At 63.9% G+C, this 16,704-nt stretch carries 15 protein-coding genes; all 15 read left to right on the top strand.

Annotated features, from left to right (window positions below):
- Window positions 1-144: 144 nt before the first annotated feature.
- The 15 genes from ACSW29_RS26825 to ACSW29_RS26755 all read left to right on the top strand — a co-directional run bounded on the left by ACSW29_RS26825 (window position 145) and on the right by ACSW29_RS26755 (window position 16,496).
- Window positions 145-1,776, top strand: coding sequence for a UDP-N-acetylmuramoyl-L-alanyl-D-glutamate--2,6-diaminopimelate ligase (locus tag ACSW29_RS26825; protein WP_448278724.1), 1,632 nt, complete (start codon window positions 145-147; stop codon window positions 1,774-1,776).
- Entirely contained in the window at window positions 1,776-3,329 is a 1,554-nt protein-coding gene (locus tag ACSW29_RS26820; protein ID WP_448278723.1) for a UDP-N-acetylmuramoyl-tripeptide--D-alanyl-D-alanine ligase, read from the top strand. The genes ACSW29_RS26825 and ACSW29_RS26820 overlap by 1 nt, the downstream gene beginning before the upstream one ends.
- Window positions 3,326-4,408 (top strand): phospho-N-acetylmuramoyl-pentapeptide-transferase, encoded by a 1,083-nt coding sequence (gene mraY, locus ACSW29_RS26815; RefSeq protein WP_230813516.1) that lies wholly within the window; start codon window positions 3,326-3,328, stop codon window positions 4,406-4,408. The genes ACSW29_RS26820 and mraY overlap by 4 nt, the downstream gene beginning before the upstream one ends.
- Before the next feature lie 5 nt (window positions 4,409-4,413).
- Window positions 4,414-5,937, top strand: a complete 1,524-nt coding sequence (gene murD, locus ACSW29_RS26810) for a UDP-N-acetylmuramoyl-L-alanine--D-glutamate ligase (RefSeq protein ID WP_317826357.1) — start codon at window positions 4,414-4,416, stop codon at window positions 5,935-5,937.
- Window positions 5,934-7,412 (top strand): putative lipid II flippase FtsW, encoded by a 1,479-nt coding sequence (ftsW, locus tag ACSW29_RS26805; RefSeq protein ID WP_317826358.1) that lies wholly within the window; start codon window positions 5,934-5,936, stop codon window positions 7,410-7,412. Before murD ends, ftsW begins: the two co-directional genes overlap by 4 nt.
- Window positions 7,409-8,578, top strand: a complete 1,170-nt coding sequence (murG, locus tag ACSW29_RS26800; protein WP_347873026.1) for an undecaprenyldiphospho-muramoylpentapeptide beta-N-acetylglucosaminyltransferase — start codon at window positions 7,409-7,411, stop codon at window positions 8,576-8,578. The genes ftsW and murG overlap by 4 nt, the downstream gene beginning before the upstream one ends.
- The gene (gene murC / locus ACSW29_RS26795; protein ID WP_283304396.1) at window positions 8,575-10,083 is read left to right on the top strand and encodes a UDP-N-acetylmuramate--L-alanine ligase; all 1,509 of its coding nucleotides are present in this window, start codon (window positions 8,575-8,577) and stop codon (window positions 10,081-10,083) included. The genes murG and murC overlap by 4 nt, the downstream gene beginning before the upstream one ends.
- The gene (locus ACSW29_RS26790; RefSeq protein WP_448278722.1) at window positions 10,080-10,886 is read left to right on the top strand and encodes a cell division protein FtsQ/DivIB; all 807 of its coding nucleotides are present in this window, start codon (window positions 10,080-10,082) and stop codon (window positions 10,884-10,886) included. Before murC ends, ACSW29_RS26790 begins: the two co-directional genes overlap by 4 nt.
- Before the next feature lie 274 nt (window positions 10,887-11,160).
- The gene (gene ftsZ / locus ACSW29_RS26785; protein WP_230813510.1) at window positions 11,161-12,348 is read left to right on the top strand and encodes a cell division protein FtsZ; all 1,188 of its coding nucleotides are present in this window, start codon (window positions 11,161-11,163) and stop codon (window positions 12,346-12,348) included.
- Window positions 12,349-12,456: 108 nt separating this feature from the next.
- The gene (gene pgeF / locus ACSW29_RS26780; RefSeq protein ID WP_007733207.1) at window positions 12,457-13,224 is read left to right on the top strand and encodes a peptidoglycan editing factor PgeF; all 768 of its coding nucleotides are present in this window, start codon (window positions 12,457-12,459) and stop codon (window positions 13,222-13,224) included.
- A gap of 6 nt (window positions 13,225-13,230) precedes the next feature.
- Window positions 13,231-13,980: a YggS family pyridoxal phosphate-dependent enzyme gene (locus ACSW29_RS26775; protein WP_230813508.1), complete on the top strand. Its 750-nt coding sequence runs from the start codon at window positions 13,231-13,233 to the stop codon at window positions 13,978-13,980.
- Between the two features lie 85 nt (window positions 13,981-14,065).
- On the top strand, window positions 14,066-14,716 hold the full coding sequence (locus ACSW29_RS26770; protein ID WP_003941752.1) for a cell division protein SepF: 651 nt from the start codon (window positions 14,066-14,068) through the stop codon (window positions 14,714-14,716).
- A gap of 189 nt (window positions 14,717-14,905) precedes the next feature.
- Window positions 14,906-15,184 (top strand): YggT family protein, encoded by a 279-nt coding sequence (locus ACSW29_RS26765; protein ID WP_003941780.1) that lies wholly within the window; start codon window positions 14,906-14,908, stop codon window positions 15,182-15,184.
- Window positions 15,185-15,310: 126 nt separating this feature from the next.
- Window positions 15,311-16,138, top strand: coding sequence for a DivIVA-like cell division protein Wag31 (gene wag31, locus ACSW29_RS26760; protein ID WP_003941722.1), 828 nt, complete (start codon window positions 15,311-15,313; stop codon window positions 16,136-16,138).
- 49 nt (window positions 16,139-16,187) lie between these two features.
- Window positions 16,188-16,496, top strand: a complete 309-nt coding sequence (locus ACSW29_RS26755; protein ID WP_317826362.1) for a hypothetical protein — start codon at window positions 16,188-16,190, stop codon at window positions 16,494-16,496.
- Window positions 16,497-16,704: the final 208 nt, after the last annotated feature.

The following is a 16,704-nucleotide window of genomic DNA, read 5'->3' as shown; positions in this document are numbered from 1 at the left end:
AATCCCGGACACGGTAATCTCAAACGCCGCAGTAATCTCTTTCATTGCAGTGCGCCGAACCTTGCTTGCGCTGCGATCGCCATAGACCGACGACAGACCAACGACCGCAATAGACCAACGACAATTCCCAGGAGTCGAGTGACAGTGCCGAATCGTTTGCAATCGTCGAACTCGGACGGCGCTCCCGGGACGCGTCCGACACAACCGGTTGCTACCGCGGTCACGGCGCTGTCCGAACTGTCCGGGGCTCGCCTCGAATGGGTCGGACAACCGGGATCACAGTCGCCGGAGGTGGTCGTCAAGGGCGTCGACCTGCGTGCGCAGGGAATCGTTACCGACGACCTCTTCGCTGCTCTGCCCGGTGCCAGGACGCACGGCGCTCAGTTCGCCGTCGACGCTCTGGGGCGCGGTGCGACCGCGATCTTGACCGACGAGGCCGGCCTGGAATTGATCGAGGCCGCTGACAAGGAGCCCGACCGTCCCGTTCCGGTTCTGGTTCATCCGAATCCGCGGGACGTGCTCGGCGAGATCTCAGCGGAAATCTACGGCCGACCTTCAGAGAAGATGCAGGTCGTCGGCATCACCGGCACGTCCGGCAAGACAACGACGTCGTACCTGCTCGAAGCAGCGATTGCCGGAGCCGGCCGCAAGCCCGGCCTGGTGGGCACCATCGAAACTCGCATCGACGGCCGCCGGGTCCCCAGCGCGCTGACCACGCCGGAAGCTCCGCAACTGCATGCTCTGTTCGCCGTGATGGCGGAGCAGGGGATCGACACCGTCGTCATGGAGGTGTCCAGTCATGCGCTCGCTCTCGGACGCGTCGACGGCATCCGCTTCGACATCGGCGCTTTCACCAACCTTTCGCAGGACCACCTCGATTTCCATCGGGACTTCGAGGAGTACTTCCAGGCCAAGGCTCGGTTGTTCGATCCCGAGTCGACGGTGCGAGCCGAGCATGCCGTCGTCTGCGTCGACGACGTATGGGGTCGACGGATGGCCGAGTTGGCTGCGACCGACGAGAGCGATGCAGTGACCACGGTCTCGACCTCGACGGCCGAGGCCGAATGGAAGGTCGGTGTGGTCGAGGTTGCCGAGGACGGCTCACAGACTTTCGAGTTGGTCGGGCCAGACGGACAAACATGGCCGGTCTCGCTTCGCCTCCCCGGTCGATACAACGTGGCCAACGCTGCGCTGGCGTTGACCGTCAGTTTTGCTGCCGGCCTCGACCCGGACGCCGCTGTTCGAGCGCTCGGCACTGTGGATGTCCCAGGACGAGTTCAGCGGATCGACCGTGGACAGAGCTTTCTCGCTGTGGTCGACTACGCGCACAAGCCGGCAGCGCTCGAAGCCGTGATCGCCACGCTGCGCAACCAGGTTCCCGGCCGAGTTGCGGTGGTGGTCGGCGCGGGCGGGGATCGCGACGCCGGCAAACGGACTCTCATGGGCGAAGCGGGTGCGCGAGGTGCAGACCTGCTGATCGTCACCGACGACAACCCACGTACCGAGGATCCGGCGAAGATTCGTGCTTCGGTGATGCAAGGCGCCATGGACGTGCCTGAATCCGAACGCGGCGAGGTTCGTGAAGTGGGGGACCGGGCCACCGCGATCGAGCGAGCGGTCCGGTGGGCACAGCCAGGAGATGTTGTCCTGGTAGCAGGCAAAGGCCACGAGGTAGGTCAAGAAATCGACGGGGTCAAGCACCCGTTCGACGACCGCGAGGTGTTGGGCGAAATGATCGGCCGATTCGCGATCAACACAGCACATGGAGGCAAGTAATGATCCCGATGACGCTCTCTCGGATCGCCGAGATCGTCGGAGGAACCCTGCACGACGTCGACGATTCGTCGACGCAGGTGACTGGAACCGTCGAATTCGATTCGCGCAAGGTCGGTCCAGGTGGGCTTTTCCTCGCACTACCCGGCGCGCGTGTCGACGGCCATGATCACGCGGAAGCTGCGGTGGCGGCAGGCGCCGTCGCGGTACTCGCGGCGCGGCCGGTCGGAGTGCCGGCGATCGTCGTTCCTTCGGTGCCGAACGACGGTCCCAGTGCGGTGATGCTGCTCGAACACGACACCGACGGATCCGGGGCCGCAGTCCTGCACGCCCTCGGTCTTTTGGCTCGAGCAGTTGTCGACGAACTGGCAACTGATGGAACAGCAACTGATGGTGGACTGACGCTCGTCGGTGTCACCGGTTCTGCGGGCAAGACCTCGACCAAGGACCTGATTGCAGCGCTGTTGCGCGAACGCGGTGAGGTTGTTGCGCCGCCCGGATCGTTCAACAACGAACTGGGTTTGCCGTGGACGGTCCTCCGTGCGGACGCGAAGACTCGCTTCCTGGTCCTCGAGATGTCGGCACGCGGGGTCGGCCACGTCGGCGAGCTGACCAAGATTGCTCCGCCGAAGATCGGCGTCGTTCTCAATGTCGGTACCGCGCACCTCGGTGAATTCGGTTCGCGCGAAGCGATCGCTGTCGCCAAAGGTGAACTGGTGGAAGCACTCCCGTCGGCAGCCGACGGTGGAGTCGCGGTCCTCAACGCCGACGACCGCATGGTCGCCGCAATGGCGAGCCGGACCGGAGCCCGGATCGTATTCGTCGGCCAGTCGGAAGACTGCGACGTTCGGGCGACCGACGTGGTCGTAGACGATCAGGCTCGGGCTTCCTTCACACTGAACTGTTCGCAGGGTTCGGCGCGTATTCGCCTGGCCGTCCACGGCGAACATCACGTGAGCAATGCCCTTGCCGCTGCGGCTGTCGCACTCGAGAACGGCCTCGCGGTTGCGGACATCGCGCGTGTCCTCGAGGGTACGAAGGCGGCGTCCGCGAGGCGGATGGAAGTCACCGAGCGCGCCGACGGCGTCACCGTTGTCAACGACAGTTACAACGCCAATCCCGATTCCATGCGCGCCGCCCTCAAAGCGTTGGTATCCATGGCACGATCGGATCGGCACTTCGGGCGTCGTAGCTGGGCTGTGCTCGGTGAGATGGCTGAACTCGGGCCGGAGTCGGTGGTCGAGCACGACGCGATCGGTCGCCTTGCCGTCAGGCTCGACGTTAGCAAGTTGATCGTCGTCGGAACTGGCCGCACCTCGCGTGCGATGCATCAAGGAGCGGTGATGGAGGGGTCGTGGGGTGACGAGTCCGTCGTCGTGCCCGACGCGGCTGCGGCAATTGCCATCCTCGACGCCGAACTCGAACCCGGCGATCTCGTGCTGGTGAAGGCGTCCAAGTCGGTTGAACTATGGACGGTCGCCGAAGCGATTCTGGCCGCAACGCCCGGCGCCGACGGCGAGAACACTGACGGCGAGAACAGCGGGGATTCGCAGTGATCCAGATTCTTCTCGCCGCAGGCATCGCGCTCGCGGTCTCCATCATGCTCACGCCGATTCTGATCAAGGCGTTCTCGAAACAAGGTTTCGGGCAGGAGATCCGAACCGAAGGTCCGGCCAGTCACCAGGCCAAGCGCGGCACTCCCACCATGGGCGGCGTCGCGATCCTGACCGGAATCTGGGCCGGCTATCTCGGCTCGCACCTCATCGGTCTCGGCATGGACAACGCGGAGGGACCATCGGCGTCCGGACTCCTCGTTCTGGGTCTGACCACAGCTCTCGGCGGAGTCGGTTTCCTCGACGATTTCATCAAGATCCGCAAGCAGCGCAATCTCGGACTGAACAAGACAGCGAAGCTGGTCGGTCAGTTCGTCGCAGCTATTGCCTTCGGTGTCTTGGCCCTTCAGTTCCGCGGTGACGACGGGCTGACTCCGGGCAGTGTTCATCTGTCGTACGTTCGTGACATCGCGACCGTCTCCCTCGGTTCCGTGGTCTTCATCGCGTTCTGCTACCTACTGGTCAGCGCCTGGTCCAATGCCGTCAACCTGACCGACGGCCTGGACGGTCTGGCCGCCGGAGCGATGAGTTTCGTTCTCGGTGCCTACGTCATCATCACGTTCTGGCAGTTCCGCTACTCGTGTGAGACCAACCCGGGCAAGGGTTGCTACGACGTCCGCGATCCACTCGATCTAGCGGTGCTCTGCGCGGCCGGCGCCGGCGCGTGCATCGGGTTCCTGTGGTGGAACGCCGCACCCGCCAAGATCTTCATGGGCGACACCGGTTCTCTTGCCCTCGGCGGCATGCTCGCCGGGCTGTCGATCACCACCAGCACGGAACTGCTGATGGTTGTCATCGGAGCACTGTTCGTCGCGGAGGCCGCGTCGGTGGTGATCCAGGTAGCGGTATTCCGGTCCAGCCGACGGCGGGTGTTCCGAATGGCGCCGTTCCATCACCACTTCGAACTCGCCGGGTGGGCTGAAACCACGGTGATCATCAGATTCTGGTTGCTGGCGGCTATCGCGTCGGCAATCGGATTGGCACTCTTCTACAGCGAATACCTCGCAGCGCTCGGAGGCTGAAAACCATGACCAGCTCAGCGGATTCCGAGAACGATCTGTCCTGGCTCCGCGGTACTCGAGTGCTGGTCGCCGGTGGTCGGGTGTCCGGTCAAGCCACCATCGAGCCTCTTGTCGCACTCGGCGCCGTCGTGACGGTTGCCGATTCGACTCTGGACTTCGCGGAGCGCTGCGCCGAACTCGGCGCGGACATGGTGACCACCACCTCGATCGAGGATGCCCCGGATTCGATCACCGACTACGGGCTCGTTGTCACCAGTCCCGGCTTTCGTCCGGATGCACCGATCCTGGCAGCCGCCGCCGGTCACGGGATTCCCATCTGGGGAGACGTCGAGCTCTCCTGGCGCGTCGACCACAGCGGGCACTTCGGCGCGCCGCGCAAGTGGCTCGTCGTGACGGGGACCAACGGAAAGACCACGACGACGTCGATGTTGGCCTCGATTCTCGACGCCGCCGGAGTTGTCGGCCGAGCCTGCGGGAATATCGGACTGCCGATTCTCGACGCGCTCGCCGAGACGTCGCCGCGCGTGGAGTACCTCGCTGTCGAACTGTCCTCGTTCCAATTGCACTGGGCGCCTTCGGTTCGTCCGGACGCCGGCGTGGTCCTCAACGTCGCCGAGGATCACCTCGACTGGCACGGCGGAATGAGTGCGTACGCCGAGGCCAAGTCGCGGGCATTGAGTGGAAAGGTCGCGGTGGTCGGCCTCGATGACGCAATCGCGTCCGAGCTGGGAACTCGCGCCACTGCAGACAAAGTCACCGGGTTCAGATTGGGTGAACCGGGCGAAGGAGAACTGGGTGTCGACGCGGGATACCTCGTCGACAATGCTTTCGGCGATCACGTCCGCTTGGCCGAAGCGGCGTCAATAGATCCGGCCGGCCCGGCCGGCGTCATGGACGCGCTGGCCGCTGCCGCCTTGGCGCGGGCACTCGGATTCGACGCAGGCGTCGTGGAGCGCGGTCTGGCCGCTCACAAGGTCGGCCCACACCGCGGGGCGCTGGTCGGTCGTGTCGGGTCCGTTGTGTACATCGACGATTCCAAGGCCACCAATCCGCACGCGGCCAGACCGTCGATACTCGCGCACGGTCGCGTCGTCTGGGTTGCCGGCGGTCAGCTCAAGGGAGCAAGCGTCGACCAGTTGGTGAGCGAAGTCGGCCCGAGACTCTCCGGCGCTGTCCTCCTCGGCCGTGACGCTGGTGTGATCGAGGACGCGCTCGCGCGACACGCGCCCGATGTTCCCGTGGTGCACGTGATGTCGGGGGACGATGCAGTGGTGAGCGAAAACAGCAGCAACTCGACTCTCACCATCCGGCTGCCGTCGGGTGCCGACGCGGATGCCGTCATGGCCGCAGTGGTAGCCGAAGCTGCCGAATTGGCGTCCCCAGGTGACGCTGTTGTACTCGCGCCGGCCGCCGCGTCCTTGGACATGTTTGTCAGTTACGGGCATCGCGGTGACAGCTTCGCCGCCGCAGTAGCCGCGCTACCCGATCCGTATACAGATTCGCCTGGCGAAGCCGGGAACCTGCGATGACCAAGGGTCCCAAGACCCGAATCGGTGCCTGGTTGGCGCGGCCGTTGGCATCGTTCCACCTGGTGGTGACGATTGCCACGATGTTGACTGTCTTGGGGCTCGTAATGGTTCTGTCGGCGTCGAGCGTCGAGCAGTACGTGTCCGGCGGCTCGGCATATTCGTTGTTCACCCAGCAGTTGATCTTCGCGATTCTCGGGGCGATGCTCTTCTATGTCGCGCTGCGGATTCCGGCGAGAGTGCTCCGGCAGTATTCGTTTCCGCTGTTCGTCGTCGTTCTGATCATGCTGGTACTCGTCCTGATTCCGGGAATCGGCACCGAAGCGCAGGGCGCGCGTCGCTGGTTCAACGTCGGTGGATTCTCGGTGCAGCCCTCGGAAATCATGAAGGTCGCGTTGGCGATCTGGGGCGCCCATCTGTTGGCCTCGAGGCGACCGGACGACCGATCCGTGAAGTCGATCCTGATTCCGCTCGTACCCGCCGCGATGCTGGTCTTCGCCCTGGTCGTCGCGCAGCCGAACCTCAGTACGACCATCGCATTGGGAATCATCGTCGGGGCCTTGCTGTGGTTCGGTGGGCTGCCACTGAAGCTCTTCGGCTCGATCGCGGTGACGGGCGTGGTGGTGGCAGGCGTGCTGGCCATGACGGCCGGCTATCGATCCGATCGAGTTCAGGCCTTCTTCAACAAGAGCGATGACCTGCAGGGCAACAACTACCAGGCCAAGCAGGCTCTGTATTCGCTCGCCGACGGCGGCGTTTTCGGACGCGGACTCGGGCAGAGCGTCGCCAAATGGAACTACCTACCCAACGCTCACAACGACTTCATCTTCGCGATCATCGGTGAAGAGCTGGGATTTGTCGGCTGTGCGGTAGTGATCGGGCTGTTCGCCGTATTCGTGTACACGGGATTGCGCATCGCAGCCCGGAGCATCGATCCGTTCTGGCGGCTCCTGTCCGCCACCGCAACTACCTGGATCGTCGGCCAGGCAATGATCAACATCGGCTACGTCATCGGGCTGCTACCGGTCACCGGACTCCAGTTGCCCTTGGTCTCCGCCGGTGGTTCGTCCTTGGCGATCACACTGTTCATGTTCGGCGTCATCGCCAATGCTGCTCGCCACGAGCCCGAAGCGGTTGCCGCTCTGAACTCCGGACAGGACGGCAAGATCTCGAAGTTGCTCAGACTCCCCAAGCCGGTGCTGTACCACCCTCCGTCAGGGGGCCGGCCGATCCGTCGACCGAAGCCCACGCGGCAGATCGAACCAGCTCGCGGACGCGACGGCCGGCGTGCGATCGAGACGGGTGATCGACGCAAGCGGGCAGATCAAGGCGCTCGTACTTCCGCGGATTCCACGCGAGGTGCGGCTGCTGGGTCACGGAAGCGCACCGCGGGAGGGCAGAATGGTCAGCGTCGGCAGGCGCCGACACGTAGGGCACAAGATCCACGAGAAGTTCGAGAGCGAGGAATTCGTAGGTGAGCGGCAACAAATCGGCTCTGTCGGTAGTGGTGGCAGGTGGAGGCACAGCTGGTCACATCGAACCCGCTCTTGCGGTCGCGGACGCGGTCAAGGCCGCTCAGCCCGACACCAGGATCACTGCACTCGGGACTGCGCGTGGTCTCGAAACCACCTTGGTGCCTGCCCGCGGCTACACGCTCGAGCTCATTCCGCCGGTTCCGCTGCCTCGGAAGCCCACGATGGATCTCGTCAAACTGCCGACACGCATCCTCGCGTCGGTGCGCAAGACCCGCGAGGTACTCGATTCCGTCGACGCCGACGTGATCGTCGGCTTCGGCGGCTACGTCGCGCTTCCGGCGTACCTTGCCGCCCGTGGTGGTGTTCTTCGGCGCCGACGCAAGATTCCGATCGTCGTCCACGAAGCAAACGCCAGTGCCGGAATCGCGAACAAGATCGGTGCTCGCCTGGCGACGCGCGTACTTGCCGCCGTTCCGGGGTCGGGTGTGAAGAACCGCGGCGATCAAGACGCCGAAATCGTCGGCATTCCGGTCCGGGCGTCGATCGCCAATTTCGATCGAGCGGGACTTCGCTCGCAAGCGCGCGAGTACTTCGGACTGCCGCAGGACGGCCCCGTTCTGCTCGTCTTCGGCGGATCGCAGGGCGCGAAGTCGCTCAACGACGCGGTCTCCGGCGCTGCCCAGGAACTCGCGAAAGCGGGGATCTCGGTGCTGCACGCACACGGACCCAAGAACTCCCTCGAGGTTACGCAGTACTCGGAGACAGCACCCTATGTGGCTGTTCCTTATCTCTCGCGGATGGATCTCGCGTATGCGGCAGCCGATGCGACCATCTGTCGCTCTGGCGCGATGACGGTCGCCGAGGTCTCGGCGGTCGGGCTTCCGGCCGTTTACGTTCCGCTGCCGCACGGCAACGGTGAGCAGGAACTCAACGCGAAACCCGTTGTCGCAGCAGGCGGCGCGATCATCGTCTCCGACAACGACCTCACGCCGACGTTTGTCGCCGGTACCGTCGTCCCGATGCTGAGTGACAGCGCGCGCCTCGACAAGATGAGCAGTGGCGCTGCCAATGTCGGACACCGTACGGCGGCAACCGAGATCGCACGGATCGTGCTCGACATCGCGGCAAAGGAAAACGCCGTCCAGGAAAACGCAAGGGGAAACCGATGACCGCGCTGCCCGCCCACCTCGAGCGAGTACACATGGTCGGAATCGGCGGTGCCGGTATGTCCGGCATCGCGCGAATTCTGCTTTCCCGCGGGGGCCTCGTCTCGGGTTCGGACGCGAAGGAGAGCCGAGGAGTCCTGGCGCTTCGTGCACGCGGGGCGCAGGTCCGGATCGGTCATGACGCCGATGCTCTCGACCTGCTGCCAGGCGGGCCGACCGTCGTCGTCACGACTCACGCGGCCATCCCGAAGGACAACCCGGAGCTCGTCGAGGCCGCTCGCCGCGGAATCCCGGTGATTCTCCGGCCGGCCGTCCTTGCATCACTGATGCAGGGCAATCGCACGTTCCTGGTTTCGGGTACACACGGCAAGACGTCGACGACCTCTATGCTCGTGGTCGCCCTGCAGCACTGTGGTTTCGACCCCTCGTTTGCCGTTGGCGGCGAACTCAACGAAGCCGGAACGAATGCCCATCACGGCAGCGGTGACGTCTTTGTCGCCGAGGCGGACGAGAGTGACGGGTCGCTCCTGCAGTACGACCCCAACGTCATCGTCGTGACCAACATCGAGGCCGATCACCTCGACTACTTCGGCAGCGTCGAAGCGTATGTGAAGGTGTTCGACGATTTTGTCGACAAGCTACGTCCGGGCGGGCTCCTGATTGTCTGCCTCGACGATCCGGGATCGGCGGATCTCGCGAAGCGAATCGTGGCCTCGGGTCGTTCGGACATCCGGGTGCTCGGTTATGGATCCGCGGATGCGCAGGAAGTGGAGGCGGGCACTGCCTTCGAGCCTGTCGACGGTGTCGAGGTCGGAGTCCGACTACTGGGCTTCCACGCACACGACGTCGGGGGAGTCCTGCAGTTCCACCTGGCGGGGGAGAGCGCTGCGCGAACCGTGCGGATGGCAGTGCCGGGTCGACACATGGCTCTCAATGCGCTGGCCGCCCTGCTGGCCGCCCGTGACGCCGGAGCCGAGACGGAGGAAATCGTCGAGGGGCTCGCCGGATTCGGTGGCGTCCACCGCCGGTTCCAGTTCACCGGGCGCGAGCGTGGTGTCCGGGTGTTCGACGACTACGCCCACCATCCGACCGAAGTTCGCGCGGTCCTCGGCGCGGCTGCGGATCTGGTTCGACCGGAAGATGATTCGTCGTCGACCAATTCGGCAGCCGGACGCGTGATCGTGGTGTTCCAACCTCACCTCTATTCGCGCACAGCCGCGTTTGCCGAGGAGTTCGCGCAGGCACTGGACTTGGCCGACGAGGTAGTGGTTCTCGACGTCTACGGCGCTCGCGAAGAGCCGATGCCGGGCGTCAGCGGTGCGCTGGTCGCTCAATCGGTCACCAAACCTGTTCACTATCAACCTGATCTGTCGCAGGCGCCGAAGCAGGTTGCGGCGTTGGCTCACCCCGGCGACATCGTCATCACGATGGGTGCCGGTGATGTGACCATGCTCGGCAAACAGATCCTCGATGCTTTGCGTTCGGCGCCGCATCCCGCGCCGCGATGACACCCGACGCACGAAGTCGGCGCGGGCGTCGAGATCCTCAAGCCAGACGAGCCACCAGTACGCGTCGGCGCAGTACTCGCACCGAATCGCGATACTCGACGCGGTCGACGGAGCAGGCTCCCGAACCCACACCGACTCGTAAGTGGTTCAAGCGACCGCTGATCGTGGCACCGCTGGCAATCGTGCTGGTGGTGGGAATTGCGCTGACGGCCTGGTTGTCTCCGGTTCTCTCGGTCCGGGGCACCGAAGTTCTCGGTGCGACGACCGTCAGTGAGGAACAGATCCTTTCACTCCTGGCCGTACCGACCGGTCAGCCGTTGATGCGGGTCGATACCGGCGCAGCCGCCGCACGTGTCGCGACGATTCCGAAGGTGGCCTCGGCCCGGGTGCAGCGGATGTACCCGTCGACCATCCGCGTCACGGTCACCGAACGGGTACCGGTTGTCTTCGTCGACTCGCCCGAGGGCGCGCACCTGCTGGACGGGAAGGGCGTCGACTTCGAGATGGGCGTCCCACCGCCTGGGGTTCCGCGCCTGGTGACACCGACGCCCGGGTGGAACGACGAGCCCACGCTCGCCGCTCTCGAGGTGTTGTCGGTGTTGCCGCCGGATCTGAGGTTTCAGGTGGGAGAGGTTGCCGCTCGGTCGATTTCGAGTGTCACGCTGACCTTGCTCGACGGTCGCGTCGTAAACTGGGGCGGTGTCGAGCACTCGGATCGTAAGGCTGCCGTGACGCTTCCGCTGTTGACCCAGCCGGGGCAGACGTACGACGTGTCCAGTCCCGATCTTCCGACGGTTCGATAGCGCACGGTGCGCTCGTGCGTCAGTGCGTGGCAAATACTTCGGTGTGTCTCGGCGCGCCTAATGGCGGAACGCGACGACGGTGCATAGCGTTTCGTTTCAGATCGAATACTTGACATAACTCTAACCCTGTGGTTGAGGTTTAGGGTTTATCTCGAACAACAGCAGTAGCAAAGCCCCAGCAGTAACACAGCCCCACAAGTTACACAGCCCTTAGCAGTAAAAAGACAGCAGCTCTGACAAGCAGCGTGAAACACGACACGGAAGGCGAGAGCCGATGACGCCCCCGCACAACTACCTCGCCGTAATCAAGGTCGTCGGCATCGGCGGCGGCGGCGTGAACGCAGTCAACCGCATGATCGAACAGGGACTCAAGGGAGTCGAGTTCATCGCGGTCAACACGGACGCGCAAGCCCTTCTGATGAGTGACGCCGACGTCAAGCTCGACGTCGGTCGTGAATTGACCCGTGGCCTCGGCGCCGGTGCTGATCCTGAAGTGGGTCGCAAGGCAGCCGAAGATCACAAGGACGAGATCGAAGAGGTCATCAAGGGCGCCGACATGGTGTTCGTGACCGCAGGCGAGGGTGGTGGCACCGGAACCGGTGGTGCCCCTGTCGTGGCAAGCATCGCCCGGAAGCTGGGTGCACTCACCGTCGGTGTCGTGACACGACCGTTCTCCTTCGAGGGCAAGCGTCGTGGGGGGCAGGCGGATACCGGAATTCAGGCGCTCCGCGAGTCCTGCGACACGCTGATCGTCATTCCCAACGATCGCCTGCTCCAGTTGGGTGATGCCGCAGTCAGCCTGATGGACGCGTTCCGCAGCGCCGACGAGGTTCTCCTCAACGGCGTCCAGGGCATCACGGACCTCATCACCACCCCGGGGCTGATCAACGTCGACTTCGCGGACGTCAAGGGTGTCATGTCCGGCGCCGGCAGTGCGTTGATGGGCATCGGTTCCTCTCGTGGTGAGGGGCGCGCGATCAAGGCGGCGGAATCCGCGATCAATTCGCCTCTCCTCGAAGCATCGATGGAAGGCGCCCGCGGCGTTCTGCTGTCGATCGCCGGTGGCAGCGATCTCGGCCTCTTCGAGATCAACGAGGCGGCGTCGCTGGTACAGGAAGCTGCCCACATCGACGCCAACATCATCTTCGGAACGGTCATCGACGATTCGCTCGGTGACGAGGTTCGTGTGACGGTCATCGCTGCGGGATTCGACGGTGGAGCTCCGGCTCGTCGTCCCGTGGAGTCGACCGCGCAGGGACGTGGAGCGATCGGCGCCGGGCGCGCAGGTGAGGTCGGCCGGTCACCGGTAGCTGCCGAACCTGCTGGCGAGCAGCCGATTTCCGCAGCGCGCGAGACCATCGGTTCGGGCAGCTTGCCTCCGATCGGTGGCCCACGCCATGCGCCGGTCCAGGAAGACGAGGGCGACGACGACGTCGACGTGCCCGTCTTCATGCGTCGCTGACGTAGGGCTACAAACAGTTTCGAGAACAGGGTGCCCGGAATTTCTGGGTACCCTGTTCTTGACTGGATGTCCGGTCACGCCTGAGCCGGACGACAACTTTCGACGTTTGTGAGCACACTTATCTTGAGTACCGAGAAGTCGACCACCCGCACCCGCATTCGCCGCGTCGTGACCAGCCGAGCCGGTGGTGTTTCCGCATCGCCGTACGAGTCGTTCAACCTCGGCGATCACGTCGGAGACGATCCGGCAGCCGTCGATGCGAATCGCCGTCGTCTGGCACGCGAAATAGGCGTCGAGCCTGACCATCTCGTGTGGATGGAACAAATCCATTCGCGCAACGTCACTGTCGTGACGGAACCGACCGACGAGGTCATTCCGGTGACGGATGCTCTGGTCACCACCGTTCCCGGCTTGGCGCTCGCCACTCTCAGCGCGGACTGTGTTCCTGTTCTTCTCTCCGACGAGGAGGCCGGTGTCATCGCGGCCGTTCATGCCGGACGGATCGGTGCCCGCATCGGTATCGTCCCGCGTGTCCTCGCGGAGATGGTGCGACAGGGCGCGGACGTCTCGCGTATCGGCGCCTTCCTCGGTCCGGCGGCGAGTGGACGCCAGTACGAGGTTCCCGCCGCGATGCGTGCTGACGTGGAAAAGCACTTGCCGGGCAGCGCAACTCGCACCGAGAAGGGCACACCGGGACTCGATCTGCGTGCGGGACTGCGTAAGCAGTTGCTCGCGGCGGGTGTGTCCGGTGTCGCCGAGGACCCGCGATGCACGATCGAGGACCGCGCGCTGTTCAGTCATCGCCGAGAATCGCTGACCGGACGTCAAGCTGCAGTGATCTGGATGGAAGCGCCCGCAGCGCAGGAAACCGTCTAGGCACAAATGCGACAGACGGAAATGCGGCTGACAGAAATATCGACGGCACTCGACTCGGTGAGGGCGCGATTGGCCGCCGCGTGCCTTGCTGCCGGTCGCGAAGTCTCCGACGTCGCACTGCTGCCAGTTACCAAATTCTTTCCGGCGTCCGACGCTCGAATCCTGTACGAACTGGGTTGCCGTGAATTCGGTGAGTCTCGTGAGCAGGAAGCAGTGGAGAAGGTCGCGGATTTCGACGGCGCTGCTCGTAGCGGCGCGATCGACGATCCGGTTCGCTGGCACATGATCGGACAGTTGCAGCGCAACAAAGCTCGGTCGGTAGCGAAGTGGGCCTACGCAATTCATTCGGTGGACAGTGCGCGGTTGGCCGATGCACTCGATCGGGCGGCGCTCGGCGCTTTGTCCGACGGCGAACGCAGGGCGCCGCTGCGGGTGCTCATCCAGGTAAGTCTCGACGGCGACCCTGCGCGTGGCGGAGTTCCGACGGGGGAGTTAACCCCTCTTGCCGAGCGGATCGAATCAGCCGAAGGTCTCGAATTCGCGGGACTGATGGCCGTCCCGCCACTTGGATCAGATCCGGACGAGCAGTTCGAAATCCTCCGCAGGGCACATCTTTTGATTCTCGAATCGCATCCACGGGCAACCGAACTCTCCGCCGGTATGACCGGCGATTTGGAGGCTGCAGTGCGCCACGGTTCCACGTGCGTGCGTGTCGGAACCGCACTGCTCGGCTCACGACCAGTAATCTCGAGGTGATCGCTCAGGTGATCGCCCAACCCGTCCACACCGCTGCGACCGGTCGCAGTCGGATTGATTCCGCCGCGCCAAGGAAGGTCGATCAATGAGCAACCTGCATAAGTTCAAGGCTTACTTCGGCATGGTTCCCCTCGATGACTACGAGGACGAATACGTGGAGGAGCCCGATCAGGCTCGCCGCGCACCGCGTCGTAGTCACGACGGCTATGCCGAGCGCGACGACCGCGAGTTCGTCGAACCTGCCTTCTCGAAGGCGAGCTACGCGCCCAGTCGTCGTGACGAAGAGGACGCGGAGTTCGATCGCTACGATTCCCGGCCCCGAGTCGACACCGTTCCCAGTCGCAGTAGCCGCCCGGCGATGGCGCCGCGTCCGGCCAGTCGCGGCAACCTTGCGGTCGACGCGCGCGCCGAGCGGCCCGAAGCGCGACGTGCGCCGGTTGTCGACGACGGCGGCCCGCTCGCCAAGATCACGACACTGCGTCCCCAGAGCTACGCAGAGGCCCGGACCATCGGTGAGCGCTTCCGCGACGGCACGCCCGTCATCATGGATCTGGTCGACATGAGCAACGCCGACGCGAAGCGTCTGGTCGATTTCGCGGCCGGCCTGGCGTTCGCATTGCGTGGTTCTTTCGACAAGGTAGCCACCAAAGTGTTTCTTCTCTCACCGGCTGACATCGACGTTTCCGCTGAGGAACGTCGTCGGATCGCCGAGACGGGTTTCTACAGCCAGAAATGATGGTCTCGACCGCAGTCCGGCCCCTGAGCAGGGGTGACGTGAGCACATTCGAACGGCGGCCGGTCTCGGCGGGCGCCGCATTCGGACCCATCGCCGGCCGTTACAAGACGGACTCGATGCGGACCGGTTCCGGAATTGCTGCGGTGTGTCTGTTTTGGACACAACGCAGAAGTCAGGCAGAGTGAGGGTGTGGACGCGCTTCTCTCTGTGATCTATCTGGTGCTGGTTGTCTTCTGGCTGTTGCTGATCGGCAGAGTGATCGTCGAGTTCGTTCGTTCGTTTGCCAGAGATTGGCGACCGACCGGATTGGTCGCAGTCATTCTCGAAACCATTTTTACGATCACCGATCCTCCGGTGAAACTGCTCCGCAGGTTGATCCCCCCGATCAACCTCGGTGGAGTTCGCTTGGATCTATCCATCATGGTCTTGCTTTTCATCGTCATCATCCTGATGTCGGTTGTTCGCTGAGCGCAGTCCGAGTGTGTGGTGTGCCAGAATGGAACCCATAACTCATACGGTGGTTCGCCACTACGTAGACTGTGTTGCAACTGAATGCTTGCTAGACCGCCAAATGACGCGTGAAGGGATCCTTCCATGCCGCAACTGACTCCAGCTGACGTGCACAACGTTGCGTTCAGCAAGCCGCCTATCGGCAAGCGTGGCTACAACGAGGACGAGGTCGACGCATTCCTCGACCTCGTCGAGCAGGCGCTGTCGCAGCTCATCGAAGAGAATGCGGACCTGCGCCAGCGCGTAGGTGAGCTGGATCAGGAGCTCGCGGCTGCCAAGAAGTCGCCGGCACCTGCTCAGCAGGCGGCACCCGTCGCAGCGCAGCCCAAGCCGGAGCCCGCTCGGGTCGTCGAACCGCCCAAGCCTGCACCCGTTGCAGCTCCGGTTCCCGCCGCCGCTGCCGTTGCAGCGCCGCAGAGTGGCGACACCCACATGCAGGCCGCAAAGGTCCTCGGACTGGCTCAGGAGATGGCGGATCGCCTCACCAACGATGCCAAGACCGAATCCGAGCAGCTGCTCGGCAGTGCTCGCACCAACTCCGAGCAGCTCATGAGCGAGGCTCGCAGCAAGGCCGACGGCATGATCGCGGATGCGCGCAACAAGTCGGAGGCAATGCTCACCGACGCTCAGACTCGCTCCGAGACCCAGCTTCGCCAGGCTCAGGAGAAGGCAGACGCTCTCAAGGCGGACGCCGAGAAGAAGCACACCGAAATCATGGCGACCATCAACCAGCAGCGTTCCGTCCTCGAGGGCCGTATCGAGCAGCTCAAGACGTTCGAACGCGAGTACCGGGTGCGCCTGAAGTCCTACCTGGAATCGCAGCTCGAAGAGCTCGAACAGCGTGGCTCGGCCGTTCCGGTCGACGGTGGACAGGATTCCTACAGCCCGTCCTTCGCCAAGGGAAACAGCTGACCGAGAGCGCCCCGTCGGCTCAGCTATCGGACCGGACAAAGGTTGATACGTGCTGGTCGTGACGTTGGTTCTCGCGGGAGTTGGCTTCGCACTCCTGATCGTTGCCCTGACCACAGGGTCGCTGATCTGGGCGTGGGCGTGTATCGCGATTTGTGTAGCAGGTGCCGTCCTCCTGCTGGTCAGTGCGCTGACCAGCAGGAAGGCGGTTCCTTCGTTGGATGACCCGGTATCGGGTAGCGGGATGTCGTCGCCTTACGGCCGAGCCGAGAGTTCCTCGGATTCCTCGACCGGTGATGCAGCCGCTGCCAACGATGACAATCCGGGCAATCATGGCGAATCGTCGGGCGGCAAGTCCTAGGTAGTACCGGCAAGTCCTAGGCAGTACCGACACGTCCCAGGGCAAGTATTAGACTGTCGATCACGAATACCTGGCTTTGATCCGGCAATCACCGGGGAGCTTTCGGAAGAACGGTTTTCGACGCTTTCATGCGTACCGAGAACCCAGTAGAACCGAACGGGTGAGCCCGTCACAGCTCGATCGAGTGGCACGTCGAGATCCAAGCGCG

It is taken from the genome of Rhodococcus sp. GB-02, from assembly GCF_053470465.1.
The sequence above is the reverse complement of the archived record's forward strand: the minus strand, read 5'-3'. Positions and strand labels throughout refer to the sequence as shown.

What these genes read in the sequence shown, in the direction of transcription:
- ACSW29_RS26770 (WP_003941752.1), top strand. Translation starts at nt 14,066, where the DNA reads ATGAGCAACCTGCATAAGTTCAAGGCTTACTTCGGCATGGTTCCCCTC.
- ftsW (WP_317826358.1), top strand. Translation starts at nt 5,934, where the DNA reads ATGACCAAGGGTCCCAAGACCCGAATCGGTGCCTGGTTGGCGCGGCCG.
- murC (WP_283304396.1), top strand. Translation starts at nt 8,575, where the DNA reads ATGACCGCGCTGCCCGCCCACCTCGAGCGAGTACACATGGTCGGAATC.
- ftsZ (WP_230813510.1), top strand. Translation starts at nt 11,161, where the DNA reads ATGACGCCCCCGCACAACTACCTCGCCGTAATCAAGGTCGTCGGCATC.
- ACSW29_RS26790 (WP_448278722.1), top strand. Translation starts at nt 10,080, where the DNA reads ATGACACCCGACGCACGAAGTCGGCGCGGGCGTCGAGATCCTCAAGCC.
- ACSW29_RS26775 (WP_230813508.1), top strand. Translation starts at nt 13,231, where the DNA reads ATGCGACAGACGGAAATGCGGCTGACAGAAATATCGACGGCACTCGAC.
- wag31 (WP_003941722.1), top strand. Translation starts at nt 15,311, where the DNA reads ATGCCGCAACTGACTCCAGCTGACGTGCACAACGTTGCGTTCAGCAAG.
- murD (WP_317826357.1), top strand. Translation starts at nt 4,414, where the DNA reads ATGACCAGCTCAGCGGATTCCGAGAACGATCTGTCCTGGCTCCGCGGT.
- ACSW29_RS26820 (WP_448278723.1), top strand. Translation starts at nt 1,776, where the DNA reads ATGATCCCGATGACGCTCTCTCGGATCGCCGAGATCGTCGGAGGAACC.